Source organism: Niveispirillum sp. FG148 (assembly GCF_057809655.1).
In genome coordinates this window covers 308,015-334,315 of the sequence record NZ_JBMDKJ010000001.1, presented here as the reverse complement: position 1 = coordinate 334,315, position 26,301 = coordinate 308,015, and the positions used below count along the sequence as shown (strand labels likewise).

Here is a 26,301-nt window from a genome sequence, read left to right as displayed (position 1 = left end):
CTGCCGGCCAGAAGCGCAGGGATACCCCGCGCACCTGATACTCGCTTGAGGATGCTGGTCATGGACAAGGGTTCGCCGAAGGCCGTCCTGCTGAAGGATTATGCCGCCCCGGCCTGGTGGATCGACCATGTCGATCTGTCGTTCGATCTGCGCGATGGGGGCACCATCGTCACCTCCCGCCTGTCGATCCGCCGCAATGGCGACGTGGCCCGCGGTCCCCTGGTGCTGGACGGGCAGGAACTGGAACTGCTGTCCGTGACGGTCGGCAACCGGCCGCTGTCGCCCGATGATTACGCCCTGACGCCGGACCATCTGACCCTGTCCGACCTGGAAGGCGACAAGGCAGAGGTGGAGATCGTCACCCGCATCCACCCGGAAAAGAACACGGCCCTGGAAGGGCTCTACAAATCCTCGGGCAATTACTGCACCCAGTGCGAGGCGGAAGGCTTCCGCAAGATCACCTATTACCAGGACCGCCCCGATGTGATGGCGACGTTCCGGGTGCGGGTGGAAGGCGACCGGGAAACCTGTCCCGTGCTGCTGTCCAACGGCAATCTGCTGGACCAGGGTGACGCCGGCGACGGTCGCCACTGGGCACTGTGGCAGGATCCCTGGCCCAAGCCCTGCTATCTGTTCGCGCTGGTCGCCGGCAATCTGGTCTCGATCGAGGACCGGTTCCGCACCAAATCCGGCCGCGACGTGGCCCTGCGCATCTATGTGGAGCCAGGCAATCAGGACAAGTGCGCCCACGCCATGGAAAGCCTGATTAAGTCCATGAAATGGGACGAGGATGTCTATGGTCTGGAATATGACCTGGATATTTTCAACATCGTGGCCGTGGGCGACTTCAACATGGGGGCCATGGAGAACAAGTCGCTCAACGTCTTCAACACCAAATACATCCTGGCCCGGCCCGACACGGCCACCGATACCGACTTCTTAGGTATCGAGGCTGTGGTGGCGCATGAATATTTCCACAATTGGACCGGCAACCGCGTCACCTGCCGCGACTGGTTCCAGTTGAGCCTGAAGGAAGGGCTGACCGTCTTCCGCGATCAGCAGTTCAGCGCCGACATGAACTCCGCCCCCGTGAAGCGCATCCAGGATGTCACCCGCCTGCGCCAGGTGCAGTTTGCTGAAGACGCTGGCCCCACGGCCCATCCCGTGCGGCCGGAAAGCTATATCGAGATCAACAATTTCTACACGCCCACCGTATATGAGAAGGGGGCGGAGGTTCTGCGCATGTACCACACCCTGCTGGGTGCCACGGGGTATCGGCGCGGCATCGATCTCTATTTCGCCCGCCATGACGGGCAGGCCGTGACCACGGATGATTTCCTGGCCGCCATGCGCGATGCCAATCCGGATGCCGGCGTCGATTGGGACCAGTTCCGCCTGTGGTACGCCCAGGCCGGCACGCCCGTGATCAGTGGCGAGGGCGTGTATGACGCAGCCAGCCGCACCTATCGCCTGACTTTGCGTCAGTCGCTGGCCGCCACGCCGGGCCAGCCCATGAAGCAGCCCATGCTGATCCCCGTCGCCCTGGGTCTGGTGGGTCCGGACGGGAGCGACCTGCCGGTGACCCTGGCCGGTGAAACCGCCGGTCCGGTCGGCACCCGCGTGCTGGCGCTGACTGAGGCCGAACAGAGCTTTACCTTCACCGATGTGCCGGCGGCCCCCATCCCGTCGCTGATGCGCGGCTTCTCGGCTCCGGTGAAGCTGTCCTTCGACTATTCGGACGCCGACCTGACCTTCCTGATGGCGCGGGACAGCGATCCCTTCAACCGCTGGGAGGCGGGCCAGACCCTGGCCGCTCGCCTGCTGCTGCGGCTGGTCGCCGACCGGGCGGCGGGGCGCGACATGGTGGTGCCCGCCGGCTTCATTGACGCCATGGGGGCCACCCTGGCCCGCGCTGGCGAGGATCCGGCCTTTGCCGCCCTGGCCCTGACCCTGCCGTCGGAGAATTATCTGGGACAGTTGATGGAGGTGATCGACGTGGACGGCATCCATGCCGCCCGCGATCTGGTCCGCGCCGCCATCGGGCGCACCCACCGCGATGCCCTGCTGGCGACGTACCATGCCAATGCCGAACAGGGGGAATTCAGCGTCAGCCCGGATGCCATCGGCCGTCGCGCGCTGAAGAACGCGGCCTTGGCCTATCTGAACGCCGCCGACGATGCGGAGGGCAAGGCCCTGGCGCTGGCCCAGTACCGTACGGCCACGGGCATGACCGATGTCATCACGGCCCTGTCCCTGGTCGCCGACAGCGACCTGCCCGATCGCGCCGACGCCCTGGCCGCCTTTGCCGATAAGTGGAAGGAAGAGGCGCTGGTCATGGACAAGTGGTTCATGATCCAGGCCATGTCCTCGCGGCCTGATACGTTGGCCAATGTGAAGGCACTGCTGGCCCATCCCGGCTTCAGCATCCGCAACCCCAACAAGGTCTATGCCTTGGTCGGCGGCTTCACCGGCAACGCCGTGGCCTTCCATGCCGCCGATGGATCGGGCTACGAATTCCTGGCCGACCGGGTGATCGAACTGAACAGGCTGAACCCGCAGGTGGCCAGCCGCATGGCCAAATCCTTCGCCCGCTGGCGCAAGTACGATGCCGGGCGTCAGGCGGCGGCCAAGGTGGCGCTGGAACGCGTCGCCCACACGCCCGACCTGTCGGCCGACGTGTACGAGATCATCTCGCGCAGTCTGGAAGGGTAAGGACCCGCATATCCGGGCCGGGGATGGCGTCCGTCCCCGGCCCGGATCTGATTCACCACCCGATCAGCGACCCCACAATCAACACCCCCGAACTGCCCAGCATCATCAGCCAGGTCAGCAGGATACCCCACATCCGGCCGAAACTCTTGCCGCCGGGATTGGACGCCAGCCCCTGCGCATGCAGCACACGGCCCAGAAACAGGGCCGCACCGAAGGCATGGACCAGGGCCGCCGGCTTGCCCGACAGTTCCAGCAGGGTCAGCAGGATCAGGGCCACGGGCACATATTCCACGAAATTGCCCTGAACCCGGATGGCCGCCGTCAGGCTGGCATGACCGCCATCGCCCAGCGACACATTATGCCGGCGCCGCTGCATGGAAACGCGCAGGCTGAGCACGATCAGCAGGATCGCCAGAAGTCCGGCATAAAGCGGGGTAATGGTGACGGGCATGTTCCCTCCCTGTTGAACCCTTGTGATACTCAACCCACCATAGGGGCAACCCGCTCAGCGACGCAACGCGAAGCCGACCGTTTCCGCAATGACGTCGGCATCCGACAGCAGGCGGCGATGGCCCAGCCCCTCCACCAGCCGCGTTTCCATCCCGGACCACAGCGACGCCAGATGCAGCGCATCGGCCACGGGCATGATGCGGTCATCCACAGCATGGACCAGCAGGGCCGGCACGGCGGCCTCGCCCTGCAAGGACAGGGCGGACAAGGGCTGGCCCAGCCGGCGGTCGATGCGCCGCGCCAGCGTATGTTCCCCATCCAGATCCAGGCGCAGCACATGCGCGATCTGGCGCACGGGCAGCGTCAGGTCGGCCAGCGGCGCCAGCAGCACGGCGCGGCCGGGGCGGAACCCGTCCTGGATGGCCAGCGTCAGGGCCGATGCACCGACCCCATGGGCGATGACGGCCGCCACCACGCCCCCCGCCGCCTCGGCCACGGCGGGAATGGCGCGGGCGAAGTCCAGCACATGCGTCTCGTCTCCGGAGCTGCGCCCATGGGCCGGGGCGTCGAAGGCAACGACCCGCGCGCCGGCATCCAGCAGCGGCTGGACAAACGGCGTCATGTCATGCACCTGCCCTTCCCAGTCATGGACCAGCAGCACCAACGGTGCGCTGTCTCCCTTCGCTGCCCCCCACAGGCGGGCGGCCAGATGCGGTGTGAAGCCCGGCACGGCCAGAACCACGGCCCCGGCCGGTTCCGGCAGGGCCGGGGGCGACACGGCACGCTCGGGGCGCAGATACATGCGCAGCCCCTCGCCGATCTGGTGCGCTTCCTGCGACCAGGGCCGGAACAGCTGATCCAGAAACCCCTCACCCTGCGCATAAATCCGAACGTTCGTGCTTTTTTCAGAGAAAAAAAGTGCCATTTGCCTCTCCCCCGATGGGGCATCGTCCAGCCGGGCGGTGCCGCGATGATGGTCGAACTGTTGAAACCTGCAAACCGGTCAAACCCGTGCGCGCTGAATCAGATCCCGCACCGCGGACCGCGCCCAGCCTTCCGCCTTCGGATTCTTCGACAGGCGATAGATCTGGGCGAAACCGTAACACAGCGAAATTCCCTCGAACGCGAACTGTTCCACATCCAGGTCGGCACGCAGATGCCCTTCCTCCACCGCGCGGCGGACGGCACCCACGACGACCCGGCGCATCTCTTCCTGCTGCTTGACGATCAGGTCGCGCAGCGGGCCGGGACGGTCATCAAACTCGATCGACGCGGCCTGGATGGGGCAGCCACCGGGCAACACCGGGTCCCGCGTCCAGGAAATCCAATTCTCGAACAGGGCCAGCACACGCGGCAGCCCGCGCGGGGCGGCCAGGGCGGGCCGGACCACCGTGTCGGCGAACAATTCCGCCGCGCGGTCCAGCACCGCCGCCTGAAGCTGTTCCTTGCTGCCGAAATGGGCGAACAGCCCGCTTTTCGACATGCCCAGCTTGTCGGCCAGTGTCCCGATGGTCAGCCCGGTCAGCCCGTCGGTGCTGGTCATGGCCAGCGCCTGGTCCAGGATGGCGGCTCGTGTGCGTTCACCTTTGCTCATGGGATCAAATAATACGAACGATCGTACTATTGTCAAGCCCCATGGCAAATTCCCGGCAATCGGCGTAAAGCTTGGCAGCCCTGCGCCAGCCGCGGGCACGCATCGGGAGAGAGGATCGCATGTCCGCCGCCTTTGAACGCCGAACTTTCGCACCGGGCGAGCAGATCTTCAAGGAAGGCGATCCGGGCGACAGTCTTTATGTCGTGGAAAATGGCCGCGTGCGCATCTGGCGCGGCGATCCGGACCATCCGACCATCATCGGCCGGGTCGAGACCAGCGGCATCTTCGGCGAGATGGCCATCTTCGACCGCAAGCCGCGCATGGCCCACGCCTCGGCCGAGGTGGAGTCGGTACTGATGCGCATGCCGGCCAGCGTGCTGCGTGAAAGCCTCTATGGCGCCGACCCGCTGCTGCGTCAGCTGGTGCAGCTCCTGATCGACAATGTCCGCACCATGGCCCGGCGCCTGGACGAGCTGGAGGCCAAGCTGGGGGAGTAAGGGGCGAGGCTGCAAATCATCCATCCAGAAGGCATCCCCGGCCTTCGCGGGATGACAGGGGAAGGTTTGTTCGGTTCAACCCAGACCATCCCCGCCCAGAATCGGCGCCCCATGGTCACCCCGAAACAAAAAAGGGCCGGTCGCGCTGAACGACCGGCCCTTCATCCTGCAACCCGATGTCGGCTTACTGGAAGTCGGCAGCGTGATTGATGATGTGGCTGACGATGCCATATTCCTTGGCCTCGGGCGCCGACATCCAGAAATTGCGGTCGGTATCGACGGCCACCCGCTCATAGGTCTGGCCGGTTTCCCAGGCGATCTCTTCATTGATGCGCTTGCGCATCTTGATGATCTCCTTGGCCTCGATGGCGATATCGGTGGCGGGGCCGCCGACGCCGCCCGCGGGCTGGTGGATCATGAAGCGGGTGTTGGGCAGGCTGAACCGGTCTTCCTTGGCGGCACCCAGATAGATATGGGCACCGGCCGAGGCCACCCAGCCCGTGCCCAGCACCAGCACGCGCGGCTTCACAAAGCGGATCATGTCATGAATCGTGTCGCCGGATTCGACATGGCCGCCCGGCGAGTTGATGATCAGCTTGATCGGATCGTCATTTTCGGCGGCCAGCCCCAGAAGCTGGGCGGTCACGGACTGCGCCACCTTCTGGTTGATCTCACCGAACAACAGGATGGTGCGGGCCTTGAACAGGTTCTGCGCGATGGAGGGGGGCATCTTGGCCTTGTCCTCCTGGGCATCGGATTCCGGCTTTTCGTCTTCGAGACGCAAGGGGTTGACGAGCAAGGCGGCACTCCTGGTTCTGGAATTAGCTCAGCTTTGACCTAGCGGGAAATCGGGCGCGGTTCAACCCATCATTGGCGCGAACCGCGTCCCCCACCTTATGAAAGGTCGATCCACACGCTTTTCAAGTCCGTATACTTCTCCAGCGCATGCAGGCTCTTGTCCCGGCCGAAGCCGGATTGCTTGAACCCGCCGAACGGCGTGGTGATGTCGCCCGCGTCGAAGCAGTTGATCCAGACCGATCCTGCCTTGATGGTGCGTGCCGCCTTCATGGCGGTGGAGATGTCGCGGGTCCAGATGGCCGACGCCAGGCCATAGATCGTGTCATTGGCGATCTTGAAGGCTTCTTCCGTCGTCTTGAAACTGATGGTCGACAGGACGGGGCCGAAAATCTCCTCCCGCGCAATGGTCATGGCACTGTCCACGCCATCGAACAGGGTCGGCTCGATGTAATAGCCGCCGGTCTCTGTCCGCGCCGCACTGCCGCCGATGCGCAGGCACGCGCCTTCTTCCTTGCCCTTCTCGATATAGGACAGCACCCGCTCATGCTGGCGGGCATCGACCATGGCGCCCATATTGGTGGCGGGGTCCAGCGGATCGCCGGGCTGCCAGCCCTTGGCATGATGGATCACGCGCTCCAGGAACTCGTCCTTGATGCTCTCATGCACCAGCAGTCGGGAGCCGGCGTTGCACACCTCCCCCTGGTTGAAGAAGATGCCGCCGGCCGCATTGGCCGCCGCCTTCTCCAGATTGGCCGCGTCCGGCATGATGATGTGCGGGGTCTTGCCACCGCATTCCAGCGACACGCGCTTCAGGTTGCTTTCACCAGAATAGCGCATGAAATATTTGCCAACCTCGGTGGAGCCGGTGAAGGCCAGCATGTCCACATCCATGTGACGGCCGATGGCCTGTCCCGCTGTCTCCCCGAATCCGGGCACGACATTCAGCACGCCGGCCGGCACGCCTGCTTCCGCCGCCAGTTCGGCCAGGCGCAGGGCCGTCAGCGGCGATTGCTCGGCCGGCTTCAGCACCACGGAATTGCCGGTGGCCAGGGCTGGCGCCACTTTCCATACCGCCATCATCAGCGGGAAATTCCAGGGCACGACAACGCCGATGACGCCCAGCGGCTCCCGCAGGATCAGCGACATGGCCTCGGGCCCGCTGGGGCCCACCTGATCATACAGCTTGTCGATGGCTTCGGCGTAATACTGCACACAGCGCGCCGACAGCGGAATGTCGATGGACCGGCTGTCGCGGATGGGCTTGCCCATGTCCAGCGTTTCCAGCAGGGCCAGTTCGTCGGCATTCTCCTCGATCAGACGCGCCAGCTTCAACAGCACGGCCTTGCGGGTACGCGGGTGCTTGTCGCGCCAGATCCCGGACTCGAAGGCGCGCCGCGCGGCCGCGACGGCCCGGTTCACATCCTCGCCATCGCATTCGGCGACCTGGGTCAGCACCTTTCCGTCGCGCGGGCTGATACAGTCGAAGCGCTTGCCGCTGGCCGCAGGCACAAAGGCACCGTCGATAAAGGCCTGGGTGCGGAAATCCAGCCGCTTGGCGCGGTCCAGCCAGTCGATGGCGGAAATGGTGTCCATTTTCGGTCACTCCCTTGCTGGCGGGCGAAACCCGCCCATCCTTGGCCGCCAGAGTGCCCGGCCGCACGGGCCGCGGCAACCCCCCAACGGGGCAGGGCCGGACCAGCGCCGGCCGACAGGTCACATAAAGGTATGTTAAAACAATTCACCTTGAATGGCCCTGCTGATCAGCACTGTAATCAGCGCCGATGAAGATGTTTTCCCCCGGAAATCGAAATTGAACGGATCAAATGGGCCGTATTCTTTTGGATATATCTCTCGCCATCACCATGGATGCAGACAATGGTCATATAATTGAAGGAAGGGCGGATGCATATCGGCAAGAAAATTCTCCACACCCCGTCACAGCGGACAGCATCCATCCCCGGCGATGACCATTTAGTTGATAATTATAAAATCATCACCAACCACGACCCTTAGCACCCTGATAAATATCGGATTTTTTGATATCGGATTTTTCGATTTAGCAAGATTTGGAAACAATGAAGGCAGGGATCGCGATAATGTGGATCACACCGCAGGAACAAGCCCTGGTGGGGGAATGCCTGGAAGACGCAAGGCGACGGGCGCAGGTGACCCAGCAGGAACTGGCATCGCGTCTGGGCAAGCCTCAATCCTTCATTTCCGCCTATGAAACGGGGCAGCGACGTGTCGATGTGCTGGAATTCCTGACGATCCTGCGTGCCCTGGACATGGATGCATTGCCGATCTTTGTCGCCATTCGTGACCGGTTTCCCTCACCCTACCCGACGCCGCGTCGCTGACACCGGTTGAATGCACCTGCCTGGGCGCATCATACCATCGGTCATAATTCATGACCGATGGTATGGCGGCGACTGCCGCCGCGCGGCATGTGCCGCGTGAAGCCAAGCCAACGGATGTTGGCGCCGGCGATTGAGGTGCTGAAAGTCCTGACCATCGGTCGGGACTTTCAGCCGCTGGTATCATTGTCCTACGGACATGTTTTGCGTTGCAGCAAGGGATGGCGAGTGGCTCCATGATGGCGTGCCATCAGGGATAACCGTTCATGCGCCCCGCCCATATCGCCCTTGCCGCCCTGGTCGCCATCATCTGGGGGGTGAATTTCATTTTCATCAAGCTGGCCTTGACGGGGTTCCCGCCCATCCTGCTGACGAGCCTGCGCTTCACCCTGGCGGCCCTGCCCACCTTGTTCATTCCACGCCCGGCGGGGCTGGGCTGGAAGCAACTGGCACTGGTGTCCAGTTTCCTGTTCACCGGCCATTACATCTTCCTGTTCGTGGGCATGGACCAGGGCATGGCGCCGGGGCTGGCCTCCATCGTCCTGCAATGCCAGGCCTTCCTGACCATGCTGATCGCCAGCCTGATGCTGGGCGAACGCCCGGGCGTGCAGCAGATCGCGGGGGCGGGTGTCGCAGCCCTGGGGCTGGTCGTCACCGCCACCACCGTCGGTCTGGATGTCACCTGGATCGGATTCGGCTTCACCATCCTGGCGGCGTTCAGCTGGGCCATGGGCAATGTGCTGATGCGCCGCCTGCCGCCCACCCCCACCCTGCCGCTGATGGTCTGGCTGTCCACGGTGCCGCCGCTGCCGGCCTTCGCCCTGTCCTTGTGGCTGGAAGGTCCGCAGCGGGTCTGGGGCGCCCTGACCGGCTTCTCCTGGGTGTCCGGTGTGGCGCTGCTTTACATCGTGCTGCTGTCGACGCTGGTCGCCTTCGGCATCTGGGGCTTCCTCCTGCGCAACTACAAGGCCAGCCTGGTCGCCCCCTTCTCCCTGCTGGTGCCGGTGACGGGCACGGTGGCCGCCCATCTGGCCTTCGGGGAAAGCTTCAGCCCCACGCGGCTGGCCGGCATGGCGCTGCTGTTCGCCGGCATCGTCATCACCATCCTGCCGTTGCGGCGGCGGGTGGCGGCCTGAGGTCATACCACGGGGCATGGGATATGACCCTTGGTGGCCGGCGACTGCCGGCCCGCAGGCACGCGCCTGCGCAAGCCAAGCTGCCGGAGGCAGCGCCCGGCGTTTGAGGGAAAATGTACATACCAAGAGTCATGCTCCATGGCTCTTGGTATCAGACGTCAGGGCTCGACCACCACCGTCGCCCGCATCTTGGGATGGATTCGGCACTGGATGATATATTCGCCGGGCTGGGTGAAGCGGACAGGCGTTTCCCCGAACGGGTCCTGCAGGCCGATATCGAACACTCCGCCCATGCTGGGCGAATAGACATTGTGGCCGAACGGGTCCTCGTTGCGGAACAGCACCTCATCACCTGCGTGGATCACCACCTTGCGCGGGGCGAAGGCAATGTCGCGCTGGGCGATGATGATAGGCCCCTGCGCCCCGACGGACCCCGCCAGCAACAGCAACGCCACCCCGGGAATGGCCGCCCGCCCCATCGACACCCGCTTCATATCCGTCACCCGCCCCGTCAATGCTGCTTGTCCAGGATGGCGATGTCGATCACCGGACCACCGTCGCCAATCCGCCCCATGCGCCGCATGCCGCCGCGCTGCACATTCAGATCGTACAGGACACCACCGGCCACCGCACGGCCGTGATATTCGTCATCGGCATCGGTGAAAATATCGATCCCTTCCACGATGGTGCCTGCCGTCAGGCCCAGGGGGCCAACGGTGCGCAGCAGGCCGTCATTGGGCGGATCCTGGGCGACATAGGTGCCGGCCAGGCTGTCCACATCGAACAGCTGCGTCTGTGTGGCCCCCGCATAGGAATTGATGTAGGCGCCGGCATAGATGCCGGGCGTCTTGCCGGCGCTGACCTTTTCCTTGGGATGATAGGACAGCGGCTTGTCCACCGCCGCCTGACCTGTCTCGACATTGACGCGCAGGTTCTGGCCGTTCGACGCCATGACCCGCAGACGGTCCGCCTGCGGATTGAAATCGGCGACGATATGGTCGATGGCCGCCAGCGGCACCGACAGCGTGGCCGCAATCGTCGCCATCCCCGTCGCCGGATCAATCACATAGATCACATTGTCCGTCGCCACGCCATACAGCTTGCCATTGGACGGCCGCACGTCCAGGGCCAGCAGCTTCCCCCGCACGCCCGACACGGGCACGGTTTTCGCCTTGCCCGGTGCCTTGTCGCTGAACAGCAGCAACTCGTTGCGCTCGTTCAGCCCCACCATCTCCAGCGCCGCCGCGGACTGCACCCAAGCCAGCCCCAGCACCAGCCCGGCAACCCATCCCGCAACCTGCCTGCGTCCTGACATCCTTAGTACCTCCCCGGCCATATGTTGTATAGACAAGTATGAGCCTGTTTTCCGGCCGCCTGACAAGGATAGATCATCCTGCCGCGCTGTCAGCCCCATTCGGCAGGGGTCAGCCGGCCTTGATATTGAAGATGGCACATATCTTCTGCCGAAGCTGCATCGGCGAGAAGGGCTTGATGACATAGGCATCGACGCGGTTGGCGCGCGCCTGCTGCACGAACTCGGCCGTCTGGTTGCCGGTCAGCATCAGGAACGGCATCTTGTCCCAGGTCTTGCGGACATGCTGAAGCAGCTGCAGCCCGGTGACATTGGGCATGTTCCAGTCCGATATGATCAGATCGCACTGGAAATCCGCGTCCTCCAGCGTATCGATGGCCGCCTGACCATCCTTGACGATGGTGACATTCTGCACGCCAAGCTGAGCCAGCACCTGTCGCGCCAGCCGTTGGGCGAAGGCATTATCCTCCACCAGAAGGACATTCAGCTTTTCAAAGCCGGGGATGCGGTCAGGGCCGTGCGACATGGTTAATTCTTCAGACAATGGGGCCGCAGCCCCGCCATTCCCGATGACAAACGCCAGTCACATCGCCTTGTCAATTCAACAATCGCCCTATTCCGACCATGGTTAATCCGCCGCCGGGGCGGCGGCCAGGTTCGCACGCTGCGCCTGCAGCCAGGCGATACCGGTATCCAGGTCCGCCCGCAGCAGCGACAGCAAGGCGGGCAGCCGCCCATCCTCCCCCGCATGGCCCGCCATCTCCACGGCCTGGGCGGCGCGATAGACGGCGGCAAGACCCAGACTGCCGGCCGCCGATTTCAGGGAATGCGCCGTTTCCGCTGCCTGATACGCGTCCACCGCTGCGCCATCGCCGGGGAACAGGTCGGGCTCCACCTCGGGCAGGATCGACAGGAAGGTGTCGATCAGATCGACCGCCATTTCCGGTCCCATATCGATCGCCAGACTGTCGAGAACATCAGGCAGGAACGGCTGGTTGCCGGTCAGCAGGGCATCGGCCATGCAGCCCTCTGCCGCCTCGTCGGGCGGCGACTCCGCCGGTGGCTCTGCCTGCGCCGGGAACAGGCGGCGGATGACCTTGAACAGGTTGGCCGGATCGATGGGTTTGACCACATGGTCATTCATGCCGGCATCCAGGCAGCGCTGAATACCGTTGGGGCCCACACTGGCCGTGGCGGCGATGACGGGGATATGGGCACAGGCCCCCTCCAGGGCCCGGATGGCGCGCGTGGCGGACAGCCCGTCCATGCCCGGCATATGCACATCCATCAGCACCATATCCAACGGCGGGTCGGCCTCGCGTACGGCCTCCACGGCCGCGCCGCCATCGGCGGCGAAACTGACCACATGCCCATATTCCGCCAGGATGCCGGACAGCACCTTGCGGTTCACGGGATTGTCGTCGGCCACCAGGATGCGCAAGGGGCGGATGTCGCGCGCCGCCTCGTCGCCCAGCCCGTCGCCGGCGACGGGGCTGCCTTCCACCAGCGGCAGCTCGAACCAGAAGGTGCTGCCCTCACCGACGATGCTGTCAACGCCGATGGCGCCGCCCATGGCCTCCACCAACTTCTTGCAGATGGCCAGCCCCAGGCCCGTGCCGCCAAAGCGGCGGGTGATGGAACTGTCGGCCTGGACAAAGCTGCCGAACAGCCGGGCCCGCGCCTGTTCCGAAATGCCGATGCCGGTATCGGCAATCTCCGCCCGCAGGTGCCTGCCGTCCGGCCGCTCCAACGCCCGGACGCGCAGGGTGACGCCACCCGATTCCGTAAACTTGATGGCATTGCCCAGCAGGTTCAGCATGACCTGGCGCAGGCGATTGGGGTCGCCCCGCAGATAGGGCGGCAGGTCCGGGTCCACCTCCTCCTTCAGCCACAGGCCCTTCTCCTCCGCCCGATTGGCCATCAGCATGGTGGTACCCGCGATCAGGGAGGCCGGCTCGAAGTCCAGCGTCTCGATCTCCGCCTTGCCGGCCTCCAGCTTGGAGAAATCCAGGATGTCGTTCAGGATGCGCAGCAGTGACTGGCCCGATTGCAGGACCGTGGTGGCCAGCTTGGCCTGCTCCTCGTTCAACCCGGATTTCAACAGCAGCCGGGTCAGGCCCAGCACCCCGTTCATGGGGGTGCGGATCTCATGGCTCATCATGGCCAGGAATTCGGATTTGGCGCGGGTGGCTGCTTCGGCCTTCTCCTGCGCCTCGCGCACCACCTCCATGGCGCCCTTGAACACGCCCAGGGCGCCGGCGACCTGCCCGATCTCGTCGCGGCGGGCGGCATAGGGGACGGCCACCTCCATGTCGCCATCGGCCAGCTGGATGGTCACCTTGGTCAGCCGGTTCAGCGGGGTGACGATGGTGCGGATCAGGGCGATGGTGATCAGGACCACAACCGCAAACGACACCAGGATCAGGATGCTCGTGCGGTCGGCCGCCGTCTTGATCGTGTCCTCGGCCGACAGGCGGAAGCGGTATCCGTCCTCCGCCGCCATCTGGGTCACGATCTCCAGATTGGTGATGATGCCGTTGCCCAGGCTTTCCAGGCTCTGCAGGGCGGCATCATGGTCCGGCACGCCGGCATTCATCTCCATCACGGCCTGGATGGTCGCCACCCAGCGGCCGTTCTGCTCGCGGATGCGGGCCGTGTATTTGCGGATTTCGGGGTTCAGACCCCGTTCCTCCACCACCGACAGGCTGGACAGGAAGTCCTCATTATTGACCTGCAGGTCGTCGCGGAATTCCGGCGGCAGCCCCCCGGCCTGGCGCAGGGCGCGCTCTGCCATCAGGTCCATCGACACGAACCCCGTCTGCGCGGCGCGGGCGTAATTGATGGCCTGCAGCGGCTGGTCGTACATGCGGATGACAAGGTCACCCGTTGACCGGACGACCAGCACGGCCACGATCCCGATGGTGATGGCGGCCAGGACGGCCACGGCGAAGGCCGCCGCCAGTTTGAAGCGGATGGTCGTGAACATGCCTGCCCCTTGCGCGACCTCTCCCCCTTTATGCGCGCAAGCGGATGGCCGCGGCAAGGTGCGGCATGGCGGCGGGCAGGGCCGCCCCGCCCTTCCCGCCCCTTGACAGGGCCGGTCGGCACTGCTGCCATGCCGGCCGCAACAGCAAGGAATCCCACCCGGAATGACCACGACACCCCCGGAAGCCCTGCGTGAGATCGAAGAATTCCGTCAGCGCCACCCGGCCATCACGGCCGTGGACGTGCTGCTGCCCGATCTGTGCGGAGTGTTCCGGGGCAAACGCGTGCCCATCGACGAGCTGTCGAAGGTGTTCAAGGAGGGCGTGGCCTTTCCCGGCTGCACCTTCGCGGTCGACATTACCGGCGACACGGTGGAAGAAACCGGCATGTCCCAGGAACTGGGCGTGCCCGACCGTATCTGCCGGCCCGTGGCCGGCACGCTGGCGCCCGTGCCCTGGGCGGCCCGGCCGCTGGGGCAGATCATGCTGTCCATGCGCGACGGCGATGGCGGGCCCTTCCCCTATGCCCCCCGCTCCCTGGTGGAAGGCATGCTGGCGGCCCTGGCCCAGCGCGGGCTGACGCCCATGGTGGCGATCGAGCTGGAATTCTATCTGATCGACCGCAGCCGCGCCGCCGACGCCCCGCCCTCGCCGCCCGTGTCCAAGCGCAGCGGCCTGCCCCAGAACCGCACCCAGGTCTATGGGCTGGCGGAGCTGGAGGATTTCGAGGATGTGCTGGACGATATCACCGCGTCCGCCCAGGCGCAGGGCATCCCGGCCGGCACCGCCATCGCCGAATATGGCCCCGGCCAGTATGAGATCACCCTGTCCCATGTGCCCGACGCCCTGCGCGCCGCCGATGACGCCGTGCTGTTCAAGCGCGTGGTGCGCGGCGTCGCCCAGCGCCATGGGTTTGATGCCACCTTCATGGCCAAGCCCTATGGCGATCAGGCCAGCAGCGGCATGCATATCCATATGAGCGTGCTGGACAAGGATGGCCGCAACATCTTCGCGGCCGACGCGCCGGAGGGCTCCGAAGCCCTGCGCCACGCCATCGGCGGCATGGCCGAAACCATGCCCGCCTGCATGGCGCTGGCCGCACCCGGCGCCAACAGCTGGCGGCGGTTCCAGGTCGGTTCCTACGCCCCCACCGTCATCGCCTGGGGGGTGAACAACCGCACGGCGCCCTTGCGCATTCCGGCCGGCGGGCCGGACAGCCGGCGGGTGGAATACCGTATCGCCGGGGCCGACGCGAACCCGTATCTGGTGCTGGCCGGCATGCTGGCGGGTCTGCTGCACGGGCTGGACAACCGCATCGACCCCGGCCCGCCGCTGGCAGGCAATGCCTACGCCGCCGACGCCCCGCGGCTGCCCGACGACTGGGGCAAGGCGCTGGAGCTGTTCCAGGACAGCGCCATCCTGCGCCACTGGTTCGGGGACGCCTTCGTCGACACCTACGCCATCACCAAACAGGCCGAACGGGCCAAATTCGCCCAGCGCGTCACGCCGCTGGAATGGGAATGGTATCTGCGCGGATAAGCAGAAGGGCGCGGGAGGTCTGCCCTTTAGGCCGGCGACCGCCGGCCCGGCGCCCATGCGCCGCAAGCCAAGCCGCCGGATGGCGGCGCCCGGCGCCTGAGGGAGCAAAACAAAATCAGGCCGCGGCCGTCAGGTCGCTCAGCTTGGTCAGCAGGTAATCGACATCATCGCTGGCCAGTTCCTCGAACTGGGTCAGGATGCGTTCCAGCATGCGGCGGCGATGGCGTTCGCGGTCATGGTCCAGACCGTCGAAATCCGTCTCGTTGGCGACGTCCAGCGCAATGCGCAGGGCGGGATACAGCTTGGGCGGCAGGCCCGTGCGGTCGAACAGGGATTTCAGGCCCAGCCGGCCGGCATCATGGATCAGCAGCCGGGCATTGTTCACCGGCACCTGGCCCAGCTGGGCCATGGCCATCTCGAAGAAGGGCACATCGCCCATGCACAGCGCCCGCAGCAGCAGGGACGGCGTCAGGCGGTGGCTGCGGCGCAGCTGCGCCACCAGCTTTTCCAGATCGGCATCGCCGGTTCCGCCGACCAGCCCATAGGTGGCACGCTCTCGGCTCTGGATCACGATGTCGGCGGCCATGTCGTTGGGCAGCTCGTGCTTGGCGACCAGCCGTTCGCGCAGCTGTTCGGACACCAGCGCCACCAGACGTTCGGCCACCGTCACCGGCAGCTTGGCGCGGTTGACCATGGGGGCGGCCACGGCCTCGCTGTTGGGGAAACGGTCCAGCGCCTTGACCAGCGCCTTCTCCCCCACCTGCGCCGCATCGTTCGACATCAAGGTGGCGACGGCCTTCTCACTGCCGCGTTCTACCAGGACGTCGGCGACGATCTCCGTCACGTTGGGCCGCTTGGCCACGGCCGTCTGCTTTTCCGACGAACCGGACCGGATGATCTCCACCAGATCGTCTTCGGTCAGGACCGTCGACACCTCGATGAAGGGCAGCGACACCTCTTCCACGTCACGGGCCATGGACATGGCGATGTCGCGCGGGATGGAAGCGTTGGATTTCAGGCTTTCAGCCAGGGCGGAGCGCACGCGCGTCGCCACGTCGCGCGCCATGATGCGCACGATGTCCTCCGCCAGCACCCGCTCCGACGCCGTCAGGTTGGGAGCGGCGAAATGCTGCGCCACCTTGCCGGCCATCTCGGCACGGGTGGTGGGCGACGGATCGGTCAGCAGACGCTGAACGTCCTGCTGTGACAGATGCTCGGACATGGGGTGGACGCACCCTCCCTGGATCGACCGCAGAGAAGCCGGAAACCCACCAGGACGGGCAACCGGCACCACTGCTGTTTCTTTAACATTTAGTGCAGCGTGCTGCCAATTGCGAACGCCAAATTACTAAAACCGAACAGACAATGAAGGCGTATGGCGCAAACCGCATCAACACAATCATCCGTAAGGTTAGGTGCGGTTCCTGCCGCCCGCCCCAGACCGGGAAAGCGGATACAGTTTCGACGACGACTCGTTGCAGCGGGCAGGTCAGGATTTGCCGGCAGGCTTGGCCGCCGCGAACGCCTTTTCCGCCGCCGGATGCAGGGGGGCCGTCCGCGCGCGGTTGTCCATTCCTTCCGCCGTCACGCCGGAAAAGGCCGGATGCTGTTCCTCCAGATCCGGGCGTTCCTCCAGCAGCACACGCACCACCTCAGCGATGGCCTTGGCATCGGCGTCGGCGCGGGTAACCAGGGTGGCGGCGACGCCGATGCTGGGCACGTCCGCCTCCAGCCCCGGATAATGGGCGGCGGGGATGGCGGCGCGGGTCAGATCGGCCCGCGCCGCCAGCAGCTTGTCGATCCCGGGCCCCGCGATGGGCAGGACCACCGCGCCGCAATTGGCGATGGTCTGCCGTACCGCGGCATTGGGGTGGCCAACGGCGAAGAAGGCCGCATCCAGGTCACCCGAACACAGGCTCTGCGCGGCGGCGTCGGGCGACAGGTTGGCGTCATCGTCACCCAGCTTCACGCCCGACGCCTCCAGCACCGTATCGACCAGATTGCGCAGGGCCGATCCCCGCGGGCCCAGGTTGAACCGCTTGCCCCGCAGCTTGGCCAGGCTGTCAATGTCCACGTCGGGGCGCACCAGCAGGGTCACCGTTTCGGCATGCAGCGTGGCGACGGCGCGCAGCTGCTTGAACGGCCCGGCGGCGGCCATGCGGCCTTCCCCCTTGACGGCGGCGGCCTGCCAGTCGGACTGGACCAGGGCCAGATCGACCTCCCCGTCGCGCAGGGCGTTCAGGTTATAGACGGGGCCGTCTGTCGCCTCCACCAGGCAGCGATAGCCATGGCGGTCCTTCTGCTGGTTCACCTGTCGGCAGATGGCGCCGGCCATGGGATAATAAAGCCCGGTGACCACCCCGCTGGCGATGATCAGTGGCCTGGTTCTGGCGGCGGGTTTCTCCGCCGGCTGCGCACCCGCGGTCCCGGCCGCCATCGCCGCCAGGCAAAGGGACAGGACAAGGCGGAAAGGCAGGCGTTTCATCAAGGTCAAGACGGCACCGGTACAGGACGGGACGGGAACGGAAAAGCGGCGGGGTCAGCGCGGCAGCGGGTCGATCTGCACGTTGGCCTGCCCCTGCTGCAGGGTCCATTCGACGATGCGGCGCAGGACGGCGCCCATGGCCTGATCGAAGGCGGTGATGATGTCGGTCAGGGCCGGGCTGGCGGCGCGGACCTTCGCCTCGAACGTATCGCCGGCCACGATGTTCCGGCGCGGCATGCGCACCAGCTTGGCATTGATGCGCACGGTCGCTTCGGGTGCCACTTCGCTGGTGTCACCGCCGGCATAATTGGCGTGGAAATCGCGCAGGTCCGTCTTCAGGATGAAGTCGGCGCGCAGCCCCGTCCGCTCCACGCCCACGGCCACGATGCGATGGCTGTTCTCAAAGCTCTCGACCAGCAGGGTCTGCACCATGTCCGGCGCATTGTCGGCCCAGGTTGCTCCGGCGTAATAGGTCATGCGGTTGGCCGTCTCGCCCAGCACGATACGGGGCGTTTCCACCGCCGAATTGGCCAGCGGCGTTTCCACCAGAAGCTGCCACGGCGCGCGCGCCAGACCGGCGGTGAATTCCTTGGCCGGGGTCAGCACATAAAGCTTGGGCGGTTTGCCACCCGTCAGCAGCTGCGCCGGCGAGCAGGCAGCCAGCGGGACCAGTGCCGCCAGCCCCAGCAACCCACGGCGGTGGATGGAATAATGCGTCATTCCGTCTTCACTCCACTGTTGCCGCCGAACAGAAGGTCGGTCGGATCGCGTTCCAGGCGGCGCGACATGCGGCTGATATTGGAACTCAGGTCCTGCAGCTGGATCAGAAGCTGGCTCAGGTCGTAAAGGCCGGTGGAGGTGAAGTCGCGGATCGGCTCGCGGTTCTCCTCGATCATCGCGGCCAGCGACGCCGACAGCTTGTTGATTTCCTTGGTGGTCTTGGCCAGATCGGCGGTGATGGCCTTCACGTCGCCACCGACACTGCCCACCGTGTCATTGGTGGTGGTCATCAGCACTTCGGCCTGCTGGCTCAGCGTATTGACCCGGGCCCGCAGGTCAACCATCAGCAGGTTGGCATTCTTCACCGTGTCATTGGCGTTGCCGCTGGCCTGGGCCAGGTTGGCCAGCATGGTGCCGATGGCCTTCTGGTTATCCTCATTCAGCAGCTCGGACAGGCGGGCGGAAATCTTCATCAGATTTTCCAGCACCTCCGGCGCCTTGGCCAGCACGGCGGCGATGGAGCTGGGGCGTGAACGGATGACAGGGATGCCCTTGACCTGCTCACGCAGCAGCGGTGCATCGCGGCTGCCGCCCGCGATCTCGACATAGACGCCGCCCGTGACACCGACCGGCTCCAGCGAGGCGATGGCGTCGGTCTTGATGGGGGTTTCCTCCGGCACCTCGATGGTCAGGCGCACCTCTTCGACATTCTCCGGATTGATGCGGATATCGGTGACGGTGCCGACATTGACACCGCGATAGCGCACGGGCCCGCCCTCGACCAGACCGGTCACGGTGCCGGTGACCATGATGTAATAGGGCTGGATAGCCTTGTCGAACTGCACCTTGGCCAGCCAGATGACGAAGACGAAGACAGAAGCCGCCAATGCCAGGACAAAGGCACCGACGGCCGTGTAATTGGCCCGTGTTTCCATGTCCTATCTCCCTTTCACCGCACTGGCCGCGCGCCCGCGGGGCCCGTGGAAATAATCGCGTATCCAGGGGTGATCCTGGCGCAGCAATTCGTCAATGGTGCCCACCACCAGCTTTTTATCCACCAGCACCGCAATGCGGTCGCAGATGGCATAAAGGCTGTCCAGATCGTGGGTGACCATGAACACGGTCAGGCCCAGGCTTTTCTGCAAGGCCCCGATCAGTTCGTCAAAGGCCGACGCCCCGATCGGGTCCAGGCCCGCCGTCGGCTCGTCCAGGAACAGGATCTCGGGGTCCAGCGCCAGGGCGCGGGCCAGACCGGCGCGCTTGCGCATGCCGCCCGACAATTGCGACGGGTACTTGGCCCCGGCATCCGGCGGCAGGCCGACCATGGCCACCTTCACCCGGGCGATCTCGTCGATCAGGTCACGGGGCAGCCTCGTATGCTCCTTCAGCGGCACCTGGATATTCTCCAGCACCGTCAGCGAGCTGAACAGGGCGCCATCCTGGAACAGCATGCCCCAGCGCGCCTGCAGGGCCAGTCGCTCCCGCTCCCCCAGCGTGGCCGTGTCGCGGCCCAGCACCTCGATGCTGCCGGCCGACGGGTCCATCAGGCCCACGATCTCCCGCAGCAGCACGGATTTGCCCGTACCCGACCCGCCGACCAGGCCGATCACCTCGCCCTTGGTGACATCCAGATCGACGCCGTCATGCACGACCTGCGCGCCGAACCGCGTCTTCAGCCCCCGCACCCGGATGATCGGTTCCGCCATCGTCAGATCCCCACATAGGAGAAAAGCACGGAGAAGGCGGCATCCAGCACGATGACCAGGAAGATCGACACCACCACCGACCGCGTCGTCAGCAGGCCCACGCTTTCGGCACTGCCCGTCACCCGCAGCCCCTCAAAGCAGCCGACCAGGGCGATGACGGTGGCGAAGACCGGGGCCTTGACCAGACCCACGAACAGGGTCGTGGTGCTGACGGCGATCTGCAATTGCCGGGCGAACTGCCCGAAATTGATGTCCAGATAGGCATAGGCCATCACCGCCCCACCGGCCAGCGCCACGACATTGGCATAGAAGCCGACCAGCGGCAGGGCGATGAACAGGGCCAGCATGCGCGGCAGCACCAGCATTTCCACCGGGTCCAGGCCCAGCGTGCGCATGGCGTCCACCTCCTGGTTCACCTTCATGGTCCCGATCTGGGCCGTGAAGGCGGAACCGGAACGGCCGGCCACGATGATGGAGGTCATCAGGATGCCGATCTCGCGCAGGACGCCGATGCCCAGCAGGTTCACGACATAAATTTCGGCTCCGAAACGACGCAGCTGATCCGCCCCCTGATAGGCCAGAACCACCCCGATCAGAAAGGATAGCAGCCCGACGATGGGCAGCGAGTTCAGCCCCACCTGTTCCAGATGGAAGAACAGCGGCTTGACCCGCAGACGCGACGGCGTGCGCAGCAGGCGCAGCACCGTCACCGTGACCAGCCCCAGGAAGGACAGCATCGACAGAACATCATGCCACATGCCGATCGTTGCGCGGCCGGTACGATCGGCCAGCGGAAAGCGCGGCCGCGCTTCCGGCGGGGCTTTCTGCGCCGGCTCGGCGATGGCCCGGCGCACATCCTCCAGCAGGCCGCGCAGATCCTCGCGCCCGCCCTCGATGCTCAAGACATGCTGGGCGGCTTCCAGCTGCCGGATCAGCCGGTCAATCAGGATGGCGCCGGCCGTGTCCAGGGCAGTGATGCCCGACAGGTCCAGCCGGACGGTCAGGTTGCGCCGGCCCTTGGCGGGGTCTTTCGTCTGGGCCTGCAGATGTTCGACCGACGCAAGGTCCCAGCGGCCGGCGGCTGTCAGCAGCAGTCGGTCCTGTTCCCAGGCGGATGTGAAACTTGCAGTCTGCACGGTTCCTGGCCCATGACGCGCCGCAACAGGCCGGCGACCCCATCCCATTGACATGATTGGTACCGGCGGGTCAACCGCCGCATGCCGGCCTTGTACATTGTTCAGGCATCGGGCTGCCAGCGGCGCAGCAGCAACCGCTGCACCCAGGACAGGGCCGCGAAGATCAGGATGCCCAGCGCCGACAACAGGGTCAGGGCCGCGAACAGGCGCGGCATGTTCAGGCGGTTGCCGGCCTCGATCACGCGCCAGGCCAGCCCCGTCGCCGTCCCCGACCCTGCCACGAATTCCGCCACCACGGCCCCGATCAAGGCCAGCCCGCCGGAGATTTTGGCCCCCGCCAGGATGAAGGGCAGGGCCGAGGGCAGGTTCAGCCGCCACAGGGTCTGCCAGCGGCCGGCGCCATAAAGCCGGAACAGGTCGCGCAGATTGGGATCGACGGACGCAAGGCCGGCCGTGCTGTTGGACAGGATGGGGAAGAAGGCGACGATCCAGGCCAGGATCAGCAGCGCCACATCCACCCGTTCATACCCGACCCAGATCACCACCAGCGGTGCGATGGCCACGATGGGCGTGACCTGCAACATCACGGCATAGGGGTAAAGCGCCGATTCCAGCGCGCGCGACTGGTTGAACATAACCGCCAGCCCCACGCCCGTGACCAGGGCCAGCAGAAAGGCCTGCACCGTCACCAGCAGGGTCAGCCAGGCCGACTGGAACAGCAGCGGCGCATCATTCCACAGGGTCACGGCCACCAGATGCGGCGGCGGCAGCACGAAGACGGGGATGTCCCACCAGCGCACGGCCCCTTCCCAAAGCCCCAGGAAGATCAGCCCGACCAGCGGCGGCAACAGCCGGCGTGCCCAGTTCCCGCTCATGCCGCCCCTCCCATGGCCCGGTGCAGCCGGTCGGACACCTCCCGGCACAGGGCGCCATAATCGGCGCCCGTACGCAGCGACAGGTCGCGCGGCCAGGGCAGATCGACCGGGATGTCCTCCACCACCCGCCCCGGCCGGGGGCCCATGATGGCGATGCGGCTGGACAAATAGACGCTTTCGAACACGGAATGGGTGACGAAGATGGTGGTGAAGCGCTGCCTCTCCCACAGCGCCAGCAGATCATCATTCAGTTTCAGCCGCGTGATCTCGTCCAGCGCCGCAAACGGCTCGTCCAGCAGCAGCAGGCGCGGCTGGGTGACCAGCGCGCGGGCCAGGGCCGCCCGCATCTTCATGCCGCCTGACAATTCGCGCGGGAACATTTGTCGGAAATCGCCCAGCCCGACGCGGGCCAGCCCATCGGCCGCCCGCTCATTACCCTCCGCCCGCGGCACGCCGGCCAGATCCAGCGGCAGGCGGACATTGTCGATGATGCGGGCCCAGGGCATCAGGGTCGGTTCCTGAAAGACAAAGCCGATATCGCCGCGCGCCAGCGGCCGCAGCCAGTCGACACGCCCACCCGTTGGCGCCATCAGCCCAGCCACCAGACGCAGGATGCTGCTTTTGCCGCAGCCGCTGGGGCCCAGCAGGGACAGGAACTCCCCTTCCCCCACGCTCAGATCGACACTATCCAGGGCGCGCGTGCCGTTGGGGTAGGTCAGGGCAAGGCCGGAAAGCCGCAGCAGATCATCTGTCACGCCGTCAATCCGCCCGCTGCCATGATGATCCGCATCCGCCTGTTCCCCTTTGCGCCGCCGGCTGATATTAGCGCGGGGCCGCAGATTGTCGAGTGACGGGCCCCGCGATGAAACCTTCCCCCTATTTCCGCATCCTGGTGCGCGAGGTGGCGGCATCCCTGCCCGTGGCCGGACAGGCGGATCCCGTACCCGTGCGCATCAATATCAGCCTGGAAACCAATGTCGCCGGCCCTTTCACGGGCAATCCGGAAGATATCGGCATGACGGTCGATTATTCGCGCATCGTGCGGCACATTCTGGGTCCGCTGGCCGATGAAGGGCCGTTTGCCGATGCGGCCTCCATTGCCGCCGCCCTGGCGCGCTTCATCTTTGCCTTTGACGACCGCATCCTGGCCGTCACCCTGTCCATTGCCAGCGACGCCATCGCCGGCTTCGATCACCAGACCCATCGGGAGCGTGCCTGATGACCCGTCCCGCCATCCTGATCACCGGGGGTGCGCGCCGCCTGGGCGCCGCCATGGCCCGGGCCTGTGCCGGTGCTGGCATGGATGTGGCGCTGCATTACCGCACCCCTGGCCCGGAGGTGGCGGAGGTGCTGTCCACCCTGCGCGCGGCCGGTGTCACGGCCGCCGCCGTCCCCGCCGATCTGGCCGACCCGGCCCAGGTGACGGGGCTGATCCCGGCCGCTTCATCCGCCCTGGGACGGCCGCTGACGGGACTGGTCAACAGCGCCTCCATCTTCGAATGGGACGATATCACCACCCTGTCGGCCGACACGCTGCTGGCCCATTACCTGCCCAATACCGTGGCCCCCGCCCTGTTGATCCAGGGTCTGCTGGCCCAGTTGCCGGATGGCGCGACAGGCGCCGTCGTCAATATCCTGGACCAGAAGCTGGCCAGCCCCAATGGCGACCATCTCAGCTACACGCTGTCCAAATACGCCCTGATGGGGCTGGGGGAGGTGATGGCGCGGGCGGGCATGCCGCGGCTGCGGGTGAACGCCATTGCACCGGGCTACACCCTGCCCGCCCCCGGCCAGGCGCAGGCCGAATTTGAACGGCTGCATAACCGCACGCCGCTGGGCATCGGGCCGGGCCCGGACGACATCGCCCAGGCCTGTCTCTATCTGCTGCAAAGCCCGGTGGTGACGGGCCAGACGCTTTATGTCGATGCCGGCATCCGGTTTGCCGGCCTGGAACGCGACATCAGCTTTTATTGACGGGACCAACGTCATCAATCCGTCACCATACGCGCTTGCCTGCCCCCCCGGACCTCTGCCTATACTGGCAGACCTGAAACAACGTGGAGGGCTGCGGGCGTAGCACCATTTCCCAGCCCCGGCGGACAGGCTTCTGTCCCGGCCGCCACGGATGCTTCTGGGCCGCCAACCCGCGGCGTCAACATGAGTACATTGGAAGAATTCATCCGCTCCCGGCACATCACCGAGGTGGAATGTCTGGTGCCGGACATGGCCGGCATCGCGCGCGGCAAGATCGTCCCGGCCGACAAGTTCCTGCGCATTCTGCGGGATCGTGGCCTGCGACTGCCGGAATCGATCTTCATCCAGACCGTGACGGGCGAATATCCCGAGGATGAGGACGTGACAAGCGTGGAGAACTGGGACGTCTACATGACGCCCGACCCCGCCACGGTCCGCATGGTCCCCTGGTATAACGAGCCGACGGCCCAGGTCATCTGCGACTGTTTCTATGCCGATGGCAGCACGGTCGACATCTCGCCGCGCTCCGTGCTGAAGCGCGTGCTGGCGCTGTATGAGGAGCGCGGATGGAAGCCCATCGTCGCGCCCGAACTGGAATTCTTCCTGGTCGCCGTCAACAAGGATCCCGATTATCCCCTGGTCCCGCCCGTCGGCCGCTCCGGCCGCCAGGAAAGCGGCCGCCAGGCCTATGGCATTGACGCCGTCAACGAATTCGACCCGATCTTCGAGGACGTATACGATTTCTGCGAAAAGCAGGAAATCGACGTCGACACGATGAGCCACGAGGCCGGCGCCGCGCAGATCGAGATCAACTTCAACCATGGCGACGCGCTGGAACTGGCCGATCAGGTCTTCCTGTTCAAGCGTACGGTGCGCGAGGCCGCCATCCGGCATCAGGTCTATGCCACCTTCATGGCCAAGCCCATGCAGAACGAGCCGGGCAGCGCCATGCATGTTCACCAGTCGCTGGTGGATGCCAAGACCGGCGCCAACCTGTTCGCCACGCCGGACGGGGCCGACACGCCGCTGTTCCTCAGCTTCATCGCCGGTTTGCAGAAATATCTGCCCTACGCGATGCCGCTGCTGGCGCCCAACGTGAATTCCTACCGCCGGCTGGTGCAGGGGTCGGACGCGCCCATCAATGTGCATTGGGGCCGGGACAACCGCACCACGGGCTTCCGCGTGCCGGTCAGCCCGCCCGAAGCGCGGCGCGTGGAAAACCGTGTGGCCGGGGCCGATGCCAATCCCTATCTGGCCCTGGCCGCCTCGCTGGCCTGCGGCTATATCGGCATGATGAACGAAATGGAGCCGTCGGACCCGGTGAAGGGCTCGGCCCACCGCCTGGCCTTCTCGCTCCCCCGGCACCAGACCGACGCGCTGAACAAGTTCAACAGCTGCAAGCCGTTGAAGGAGATTCTGGGCGACCGCTTCATCTCCGCCGTCTCTTATGTGAAGCAGGCCGAATATGACGCCTATCAGCGCGTGATCAGCAGTTGGGAACGGGAGAACCTGTTGCTGAATGTGTGAGGGTGAGGGGGGGCCTCGCCCGTCTATCTCTCCCGTACCCCCGGCGAAAGCGCCTAGGCGCTAAGTTAGGGCTTTTCACCTTCCCTGCCTCCCCCTTGATGAGCGGGGGTCCAGGAGCCAAGGGCACCGACGCGCCTGCTCTTGTGGCCCCTGGATCCCCGCTTATCAAGGGGAAAGCAGGTTAGTGTGGTGGGTTGCCTTAGCGCCGAGGGGAGAAGGGGCGGCCCGACGGCGGCAGGCCCAGACCACCCAGAAAATGTGACCGGTCCGCCCCTCGCCCGCCGCCATCGCAAGCCATGCGCGCCGCGCAGCCTTGCCCCGGCGCCGCCCCCGGCTGGCTTTTGGGCATCCACGCAATTATATTACGTCCATCGAAAACAACGATGGAGAGACATCATGCGGTACTTTTTCCTGCTTCCCATGCTGCGGCTCGGTGCTTTTTCCCGATATGCCGCCTCGGTTGAGCATTACCCGGCCAACCGCCGCGATTGAGGCGGAAAGG

At 65.5% G+C, this 26,301-nt stretch carries 25 protein-coding genes; 8 read left to right on the top strand and 17 right to left on the bottom strand.

Annotated elements, in window-relative coordinates:
* The first annotated feature begins 60 nt into the window (after positions 1–60).
* Positions 61–2,712 carry an aminopeptidase N gene (pepN, locus tag ACODTW_RS01450; protein ID WP_488944088.1) on the top strand — a complete coding sequence of 884 codons (2,652 nt, stop codon included), beginning with the start codon at positions 61–63 and terminating at the stop codon, positions 2,710–2,712.
* Positions 2,713–2,764: 52 nt separating this feature from the next.
* Here pepN and ACODTW_RS01445 read toward each other — a convergent pair whose 3' ends face one another.
* The 3 genes from ACODTW_RS01445 to ACODTW_RS01435 form a co-directional block, all read right to left on the bottom strand.
* The gene (locus ACODTW_RS01445; protein ID WP_488944087.1) at positions 2,765–3,163 is read right to left on the bottom strand and encodes an MAPEG family protein; all 399 of its coding nucleotides are present in this window, start codon (positions 3,161–3,163) and stop codon (positions 2,765–2,767) included.
* A 54-nt stretch (positions 3,164–3,217) separates the two neighbouring features.
* A complete protein-coding gene (locus tag ACODTW_RS01440; protein ID WP_488944086.1) occupies positions 3,218–4,087 on the bottom strand; it encodes an alpha/beta hydrolase in 870 nt (289 codons plus the stop codon).
* A gap of 78 nt (positions 4,088–4,165) precedes the next feature.
* Positions 4,166–4,756: a TetR/AcrR family transcriptional regulator gene (locus ACODTW_RS01435; protein ID WP_488944085.1), complete on the bottom strand. Its 591-nt coding sequence runs from the start codon at positions 4,754–4,756 to the stop codon at positions 4,166–4,168.
* A 119-nt stretch (positions 4,757–4,875) separates the two neighbouring features.
* On the opposite strand from ACODTW_RS01435, the gene ACODTW_RS01430 reads away from it, so the two are divergent.
* Positions 4,876–5,253: a Crp/Fnr family transcriptional regulator gene (locus tag ACODTW_RS01430; protein WP_488944084.1), complete on the top strand. Its 378-nt coding sequence runs from the start codon at positions 4,876–4,878 to the stop codon at positions 5,251–5,253.
* A 184-nt stretch (positions 5,254–5,437) separates the two neighbouring features.
* Here ACODTW_RS01430 and ACODTW_RS01425 read toward each other — a convergent pair whose 3' ends face one another.
* Together ACODTW_RS01425 and ACODTW_RS01420 are read right to left on the bottom strand one after the other, a co-directional pair.
* Positions 5,438–6,052, bottom strand: a complete 615-nt coding sequence (locus ACODTW_RS01425; RefSeq protein ID WP_488944083.1) for an ATP-dependent Clp protease proteolytic subunit — start codon at positions 6,050–6,052, stop codon at positions 5,438–5,440.
* Positions 6,053–6,147: 95 nt separating this feature from the next.
* Positions 6,148–7,644 carry an aldehyde dehydrogenase gene (locus ACODTW_RS01420; RefSeq protein ID WP_488944082.1) on the bottom strand — a complete coding sequence of 499 codons (1,497 nt, stop codon included), beginning with the start codon at positions 7,642–7,644 and terminating at the stop codon, positions 6,148–6,150.
* A gap of 503 nt (positions 7,645–8,147) precedes the next feature.
* Here ACODTW_RS01420 and ACODTW_RS01415 point away from each other — a divergent pair.
* Both ACODTW_RS01415 and ACODTW_RS01410 read left to right on the top strand, forming a co-directional pair.
* Entirely contained in the window at positions 8,148–8,408 is a 261-nt protein-coding gene (locus ACODTW_RS01415) for a helix-turn-helix domain-containing protein (protein ID WP_488944081.1), read from the top strand.
* A gap of 263 nt (positions 8,409–8,671) precedes the next feature.
* On the top strand, positions 8,672–9,541 hold the full coding sequence (locus tag ACODTW_RS01410) for an EamA family transporter (RefSeq protein WP_488944080.1): 870 nt from the start codon (positions 8,672–8,674) through the stop codon (positions 9,539–9,541).
* Between the two features lie 158 nt (positions 9,542–9,699).
* Here the strand turns inward: ACODTW_RS01410 and ACODTW_RS01405 are convergent, their stop codons facing one another.
* From ACODTW_RS01405 to ACODTW_RS01390, 4 genes are all read right to left on the bottom strand, one after another.
* Entirely contained in the window at positions 9,700–10,035 is a 336-nt protein-coding gene (locus ACODTW_RS01405; protein WP_488944079.1) for a cupredoxin domain-containing protein, read from the bottom strand.
* Positions 10,036–10,052: 17 nt separating this feature from the next.
* Positions 10,053–10,856, bottom strand: coding sequence for a DUF4394 domain-containing protein (locus ACODTW_RS01400; RefSeq protein WP_488944078.1), 804 nt, complete (start codon positions 10,854–10,856; stop codon positions 10,053–10,055).
* 109 nt (positions 10,857–10,965) lie between these two features.
* Positions 10,966–11,379, bottom strand: a complete 414-nt coding sequence (locus ACODTW_RS01395; protein ID WP_488944077.1) for a response regulator — start codon at positions 11,377–11,379, stop codon at positions 10,966–10,968.
* Positions 11,380–11,481: 102 nt separating this feature from the next.
* Positions 11,482–13,839 (bottom strand): ATP-binding protein, encoded by a 2,358-nt coding sequence (locus ACODTW_RS01390; RefSeq protein WP_488944076.1) that lies wholly within the window; start codon positions 13,837–13,839, stop codon positions 11,482–11,484.
* Positions 13,840–14,002: 163 nt separating this feature from the next.
* Here ACODTW_RS01390 and ACODTW_RS01385 point away from each other — a divergent pair, with 163 nt between their 5' ends.
* Positions 14,003–15,376 (top strand): glutamine synthetase family protein, encoded by a 1,374-nt coding sequence (locus ACODTW_RS01385; protein ID WP_488944075.1) that lies wholly within the window; start codon positions 14,003–14,005, stop codon positions 15,374–15,376.
* A 115-nt stretch (positions 15,377–15,491) separates the two neighbouring features.
* Here ACODTW_RS01385 and spbR read toward each other — a convergent pair whose 3' ends face one another.
* From spbR to ACODTW_RS01345, 8 genes are all read right to left on the bottom strand, one after another.
* Positions 15,492–16,598 (bottom strand): SpbR family protein, encoded by a 1,107-nt coding sequence (gene spbR, locus ACODTW_RS01380; protein ID WP_488944074.1) that lies wholly within the window; start codon positions 16,596–16,598, stop codon positions 15,492–15,494.
* A gap of 267 nt (positions 16,599–16,865) precedes the next feature.
* Positions 16,866–17,861, bottom strand: coding sequence for a TAXI family TRAP transporter solute-binding subunit (locus tag ACODTW_RS01375; protein WP_488944073.1), 996 nt, complete (start codon positions 17,859–17,861; stop codon positions 16,866–16,868).
* A 54-nt stretch (positions 17,862–17,915) separates the two neighbouring features.
* A complete protein-coding gene (locus ACODTW_RS01370) occupies positions 17,916–18,581 on the bottom strand; it encodes an ABC-type transport auxiliary lipoprotein family protein (protein ID WP_488944072.1) in 666 nt (221 codons plus the stop codon).
* Positions 18,578–19,516: an MlaD family protein gene (locus ACODTW_RS01365; protein WP_488944071.1), complete on the bottom strand. Its 939-nt coding sequence runs from the start codon at positions 19,514–19,516 to the stop codon at positions 18,578–18,580. Before ACODTW_RS01365 ends, ACODTW_RS01370 begins: the two co-directional genes overlap by 4 nt.
* Before the next feature lie 3 nt (positions 19,517–19,519).
* Positions 19,520–20,287: an ABC transporter ATP-binding protein gene (locus tag ACODTW_RS01360; protein WP_488944070.1), complete on the bottom strand. Its 768-nt coding sequence runs from the start codon at positions 20,285–20,287 to the stop codon at positions 19,520–19,522.
* Between the two features lie 2 nt (positions 20,288–20,289).
* Entirely contained in the window at positions 20,290–21,423 is a 1,134-nt protein-coding gene (locus ACODTW_RS01355; RefSeq protein WP_488944069.1) for an ABC transporter permease, read from the bottom strand.
* A gap of 101 nt (positions 21,424–21,524) precedes the next feature.
* Positions 21,525–22,298, bottom strand: coding sequence for an ABC transporter permease (locus tag ACODTW_RS01350; RefSeq protein ID WP_488944068.1), 774 nt, complete (start codon positions 22,296–22,298; stop codon positions 21,525–21,527).
* Positions 22,295–23,053 carry an ABC transporter ATP-binding protein gene (locus ACODTW_RS01345; protein ID WP_488944067.1) on the bottom strand — a complete coding sequence of 253 codons (759 nt, stop codon included), beginning with the start codon at positions 23,051–23,053 and terminating at the stop codon, positions 22,295–22,297. The genes ACODTW_RS01350 and ACODTW_RS01345 overlap by 4 nt, the downstream gene beginning before the upstream one ends.
* Before the next feature lie 107 nt (positions 23,054–23,160).
* Here ACODTW_RS01345 and ACODTW_RS01340 point away from each other — a divergent pair, with 107 nt between their 5' ends.
* The 3 genes from ACODTW_RS01340 (at position 23,161) to ACODTW_RS01330 (ending at position 25,799) form a co-directional block, all read left to right on the top strand.
* Positions 23,161–23,517 (top strand): hypothetical protein, encoded by a 357-nt coding sequence (locus tag ACODTW_RS01340; protein ID WP_488944066.1) that lies wholly within the window; start codon positions 23,161–23,163, stop codon positions 23,515–23,517.
* The gene (locus tag ACODTW_RS01335; protein WP_488944065.1) at positions 23,517–24,272 is read left to right on the top strand and encodes an SDR family oxidoreductase; all 756 of its coding nucleotides are present in this window, start codon (positions 23,517–23,519) and stop codon (positions 24,270–24,272) included. Before ACODTW_RS01340 ends, ACODTW_RS01335 begins: the two co-directional genes overlap by 1 nt.
* Positions 24,273–24,455: 183 nt before the next feature.
* Positions 24,456–25,799 carry a glutamine synthetase family protein gene (locus ACODTW_RS01330; protein ID WP_488944064.1) on the top strand — a complete coding sequence of 448 codons (1,344 nt, stop codon included), beginning with the start codon at positions 24,456–24,458 and terminating at the stop codon, positions 25,797–25,799.
* The last annotated feature ends 502 nt before the right edge of the window (positions 25,800–26,301 follow it).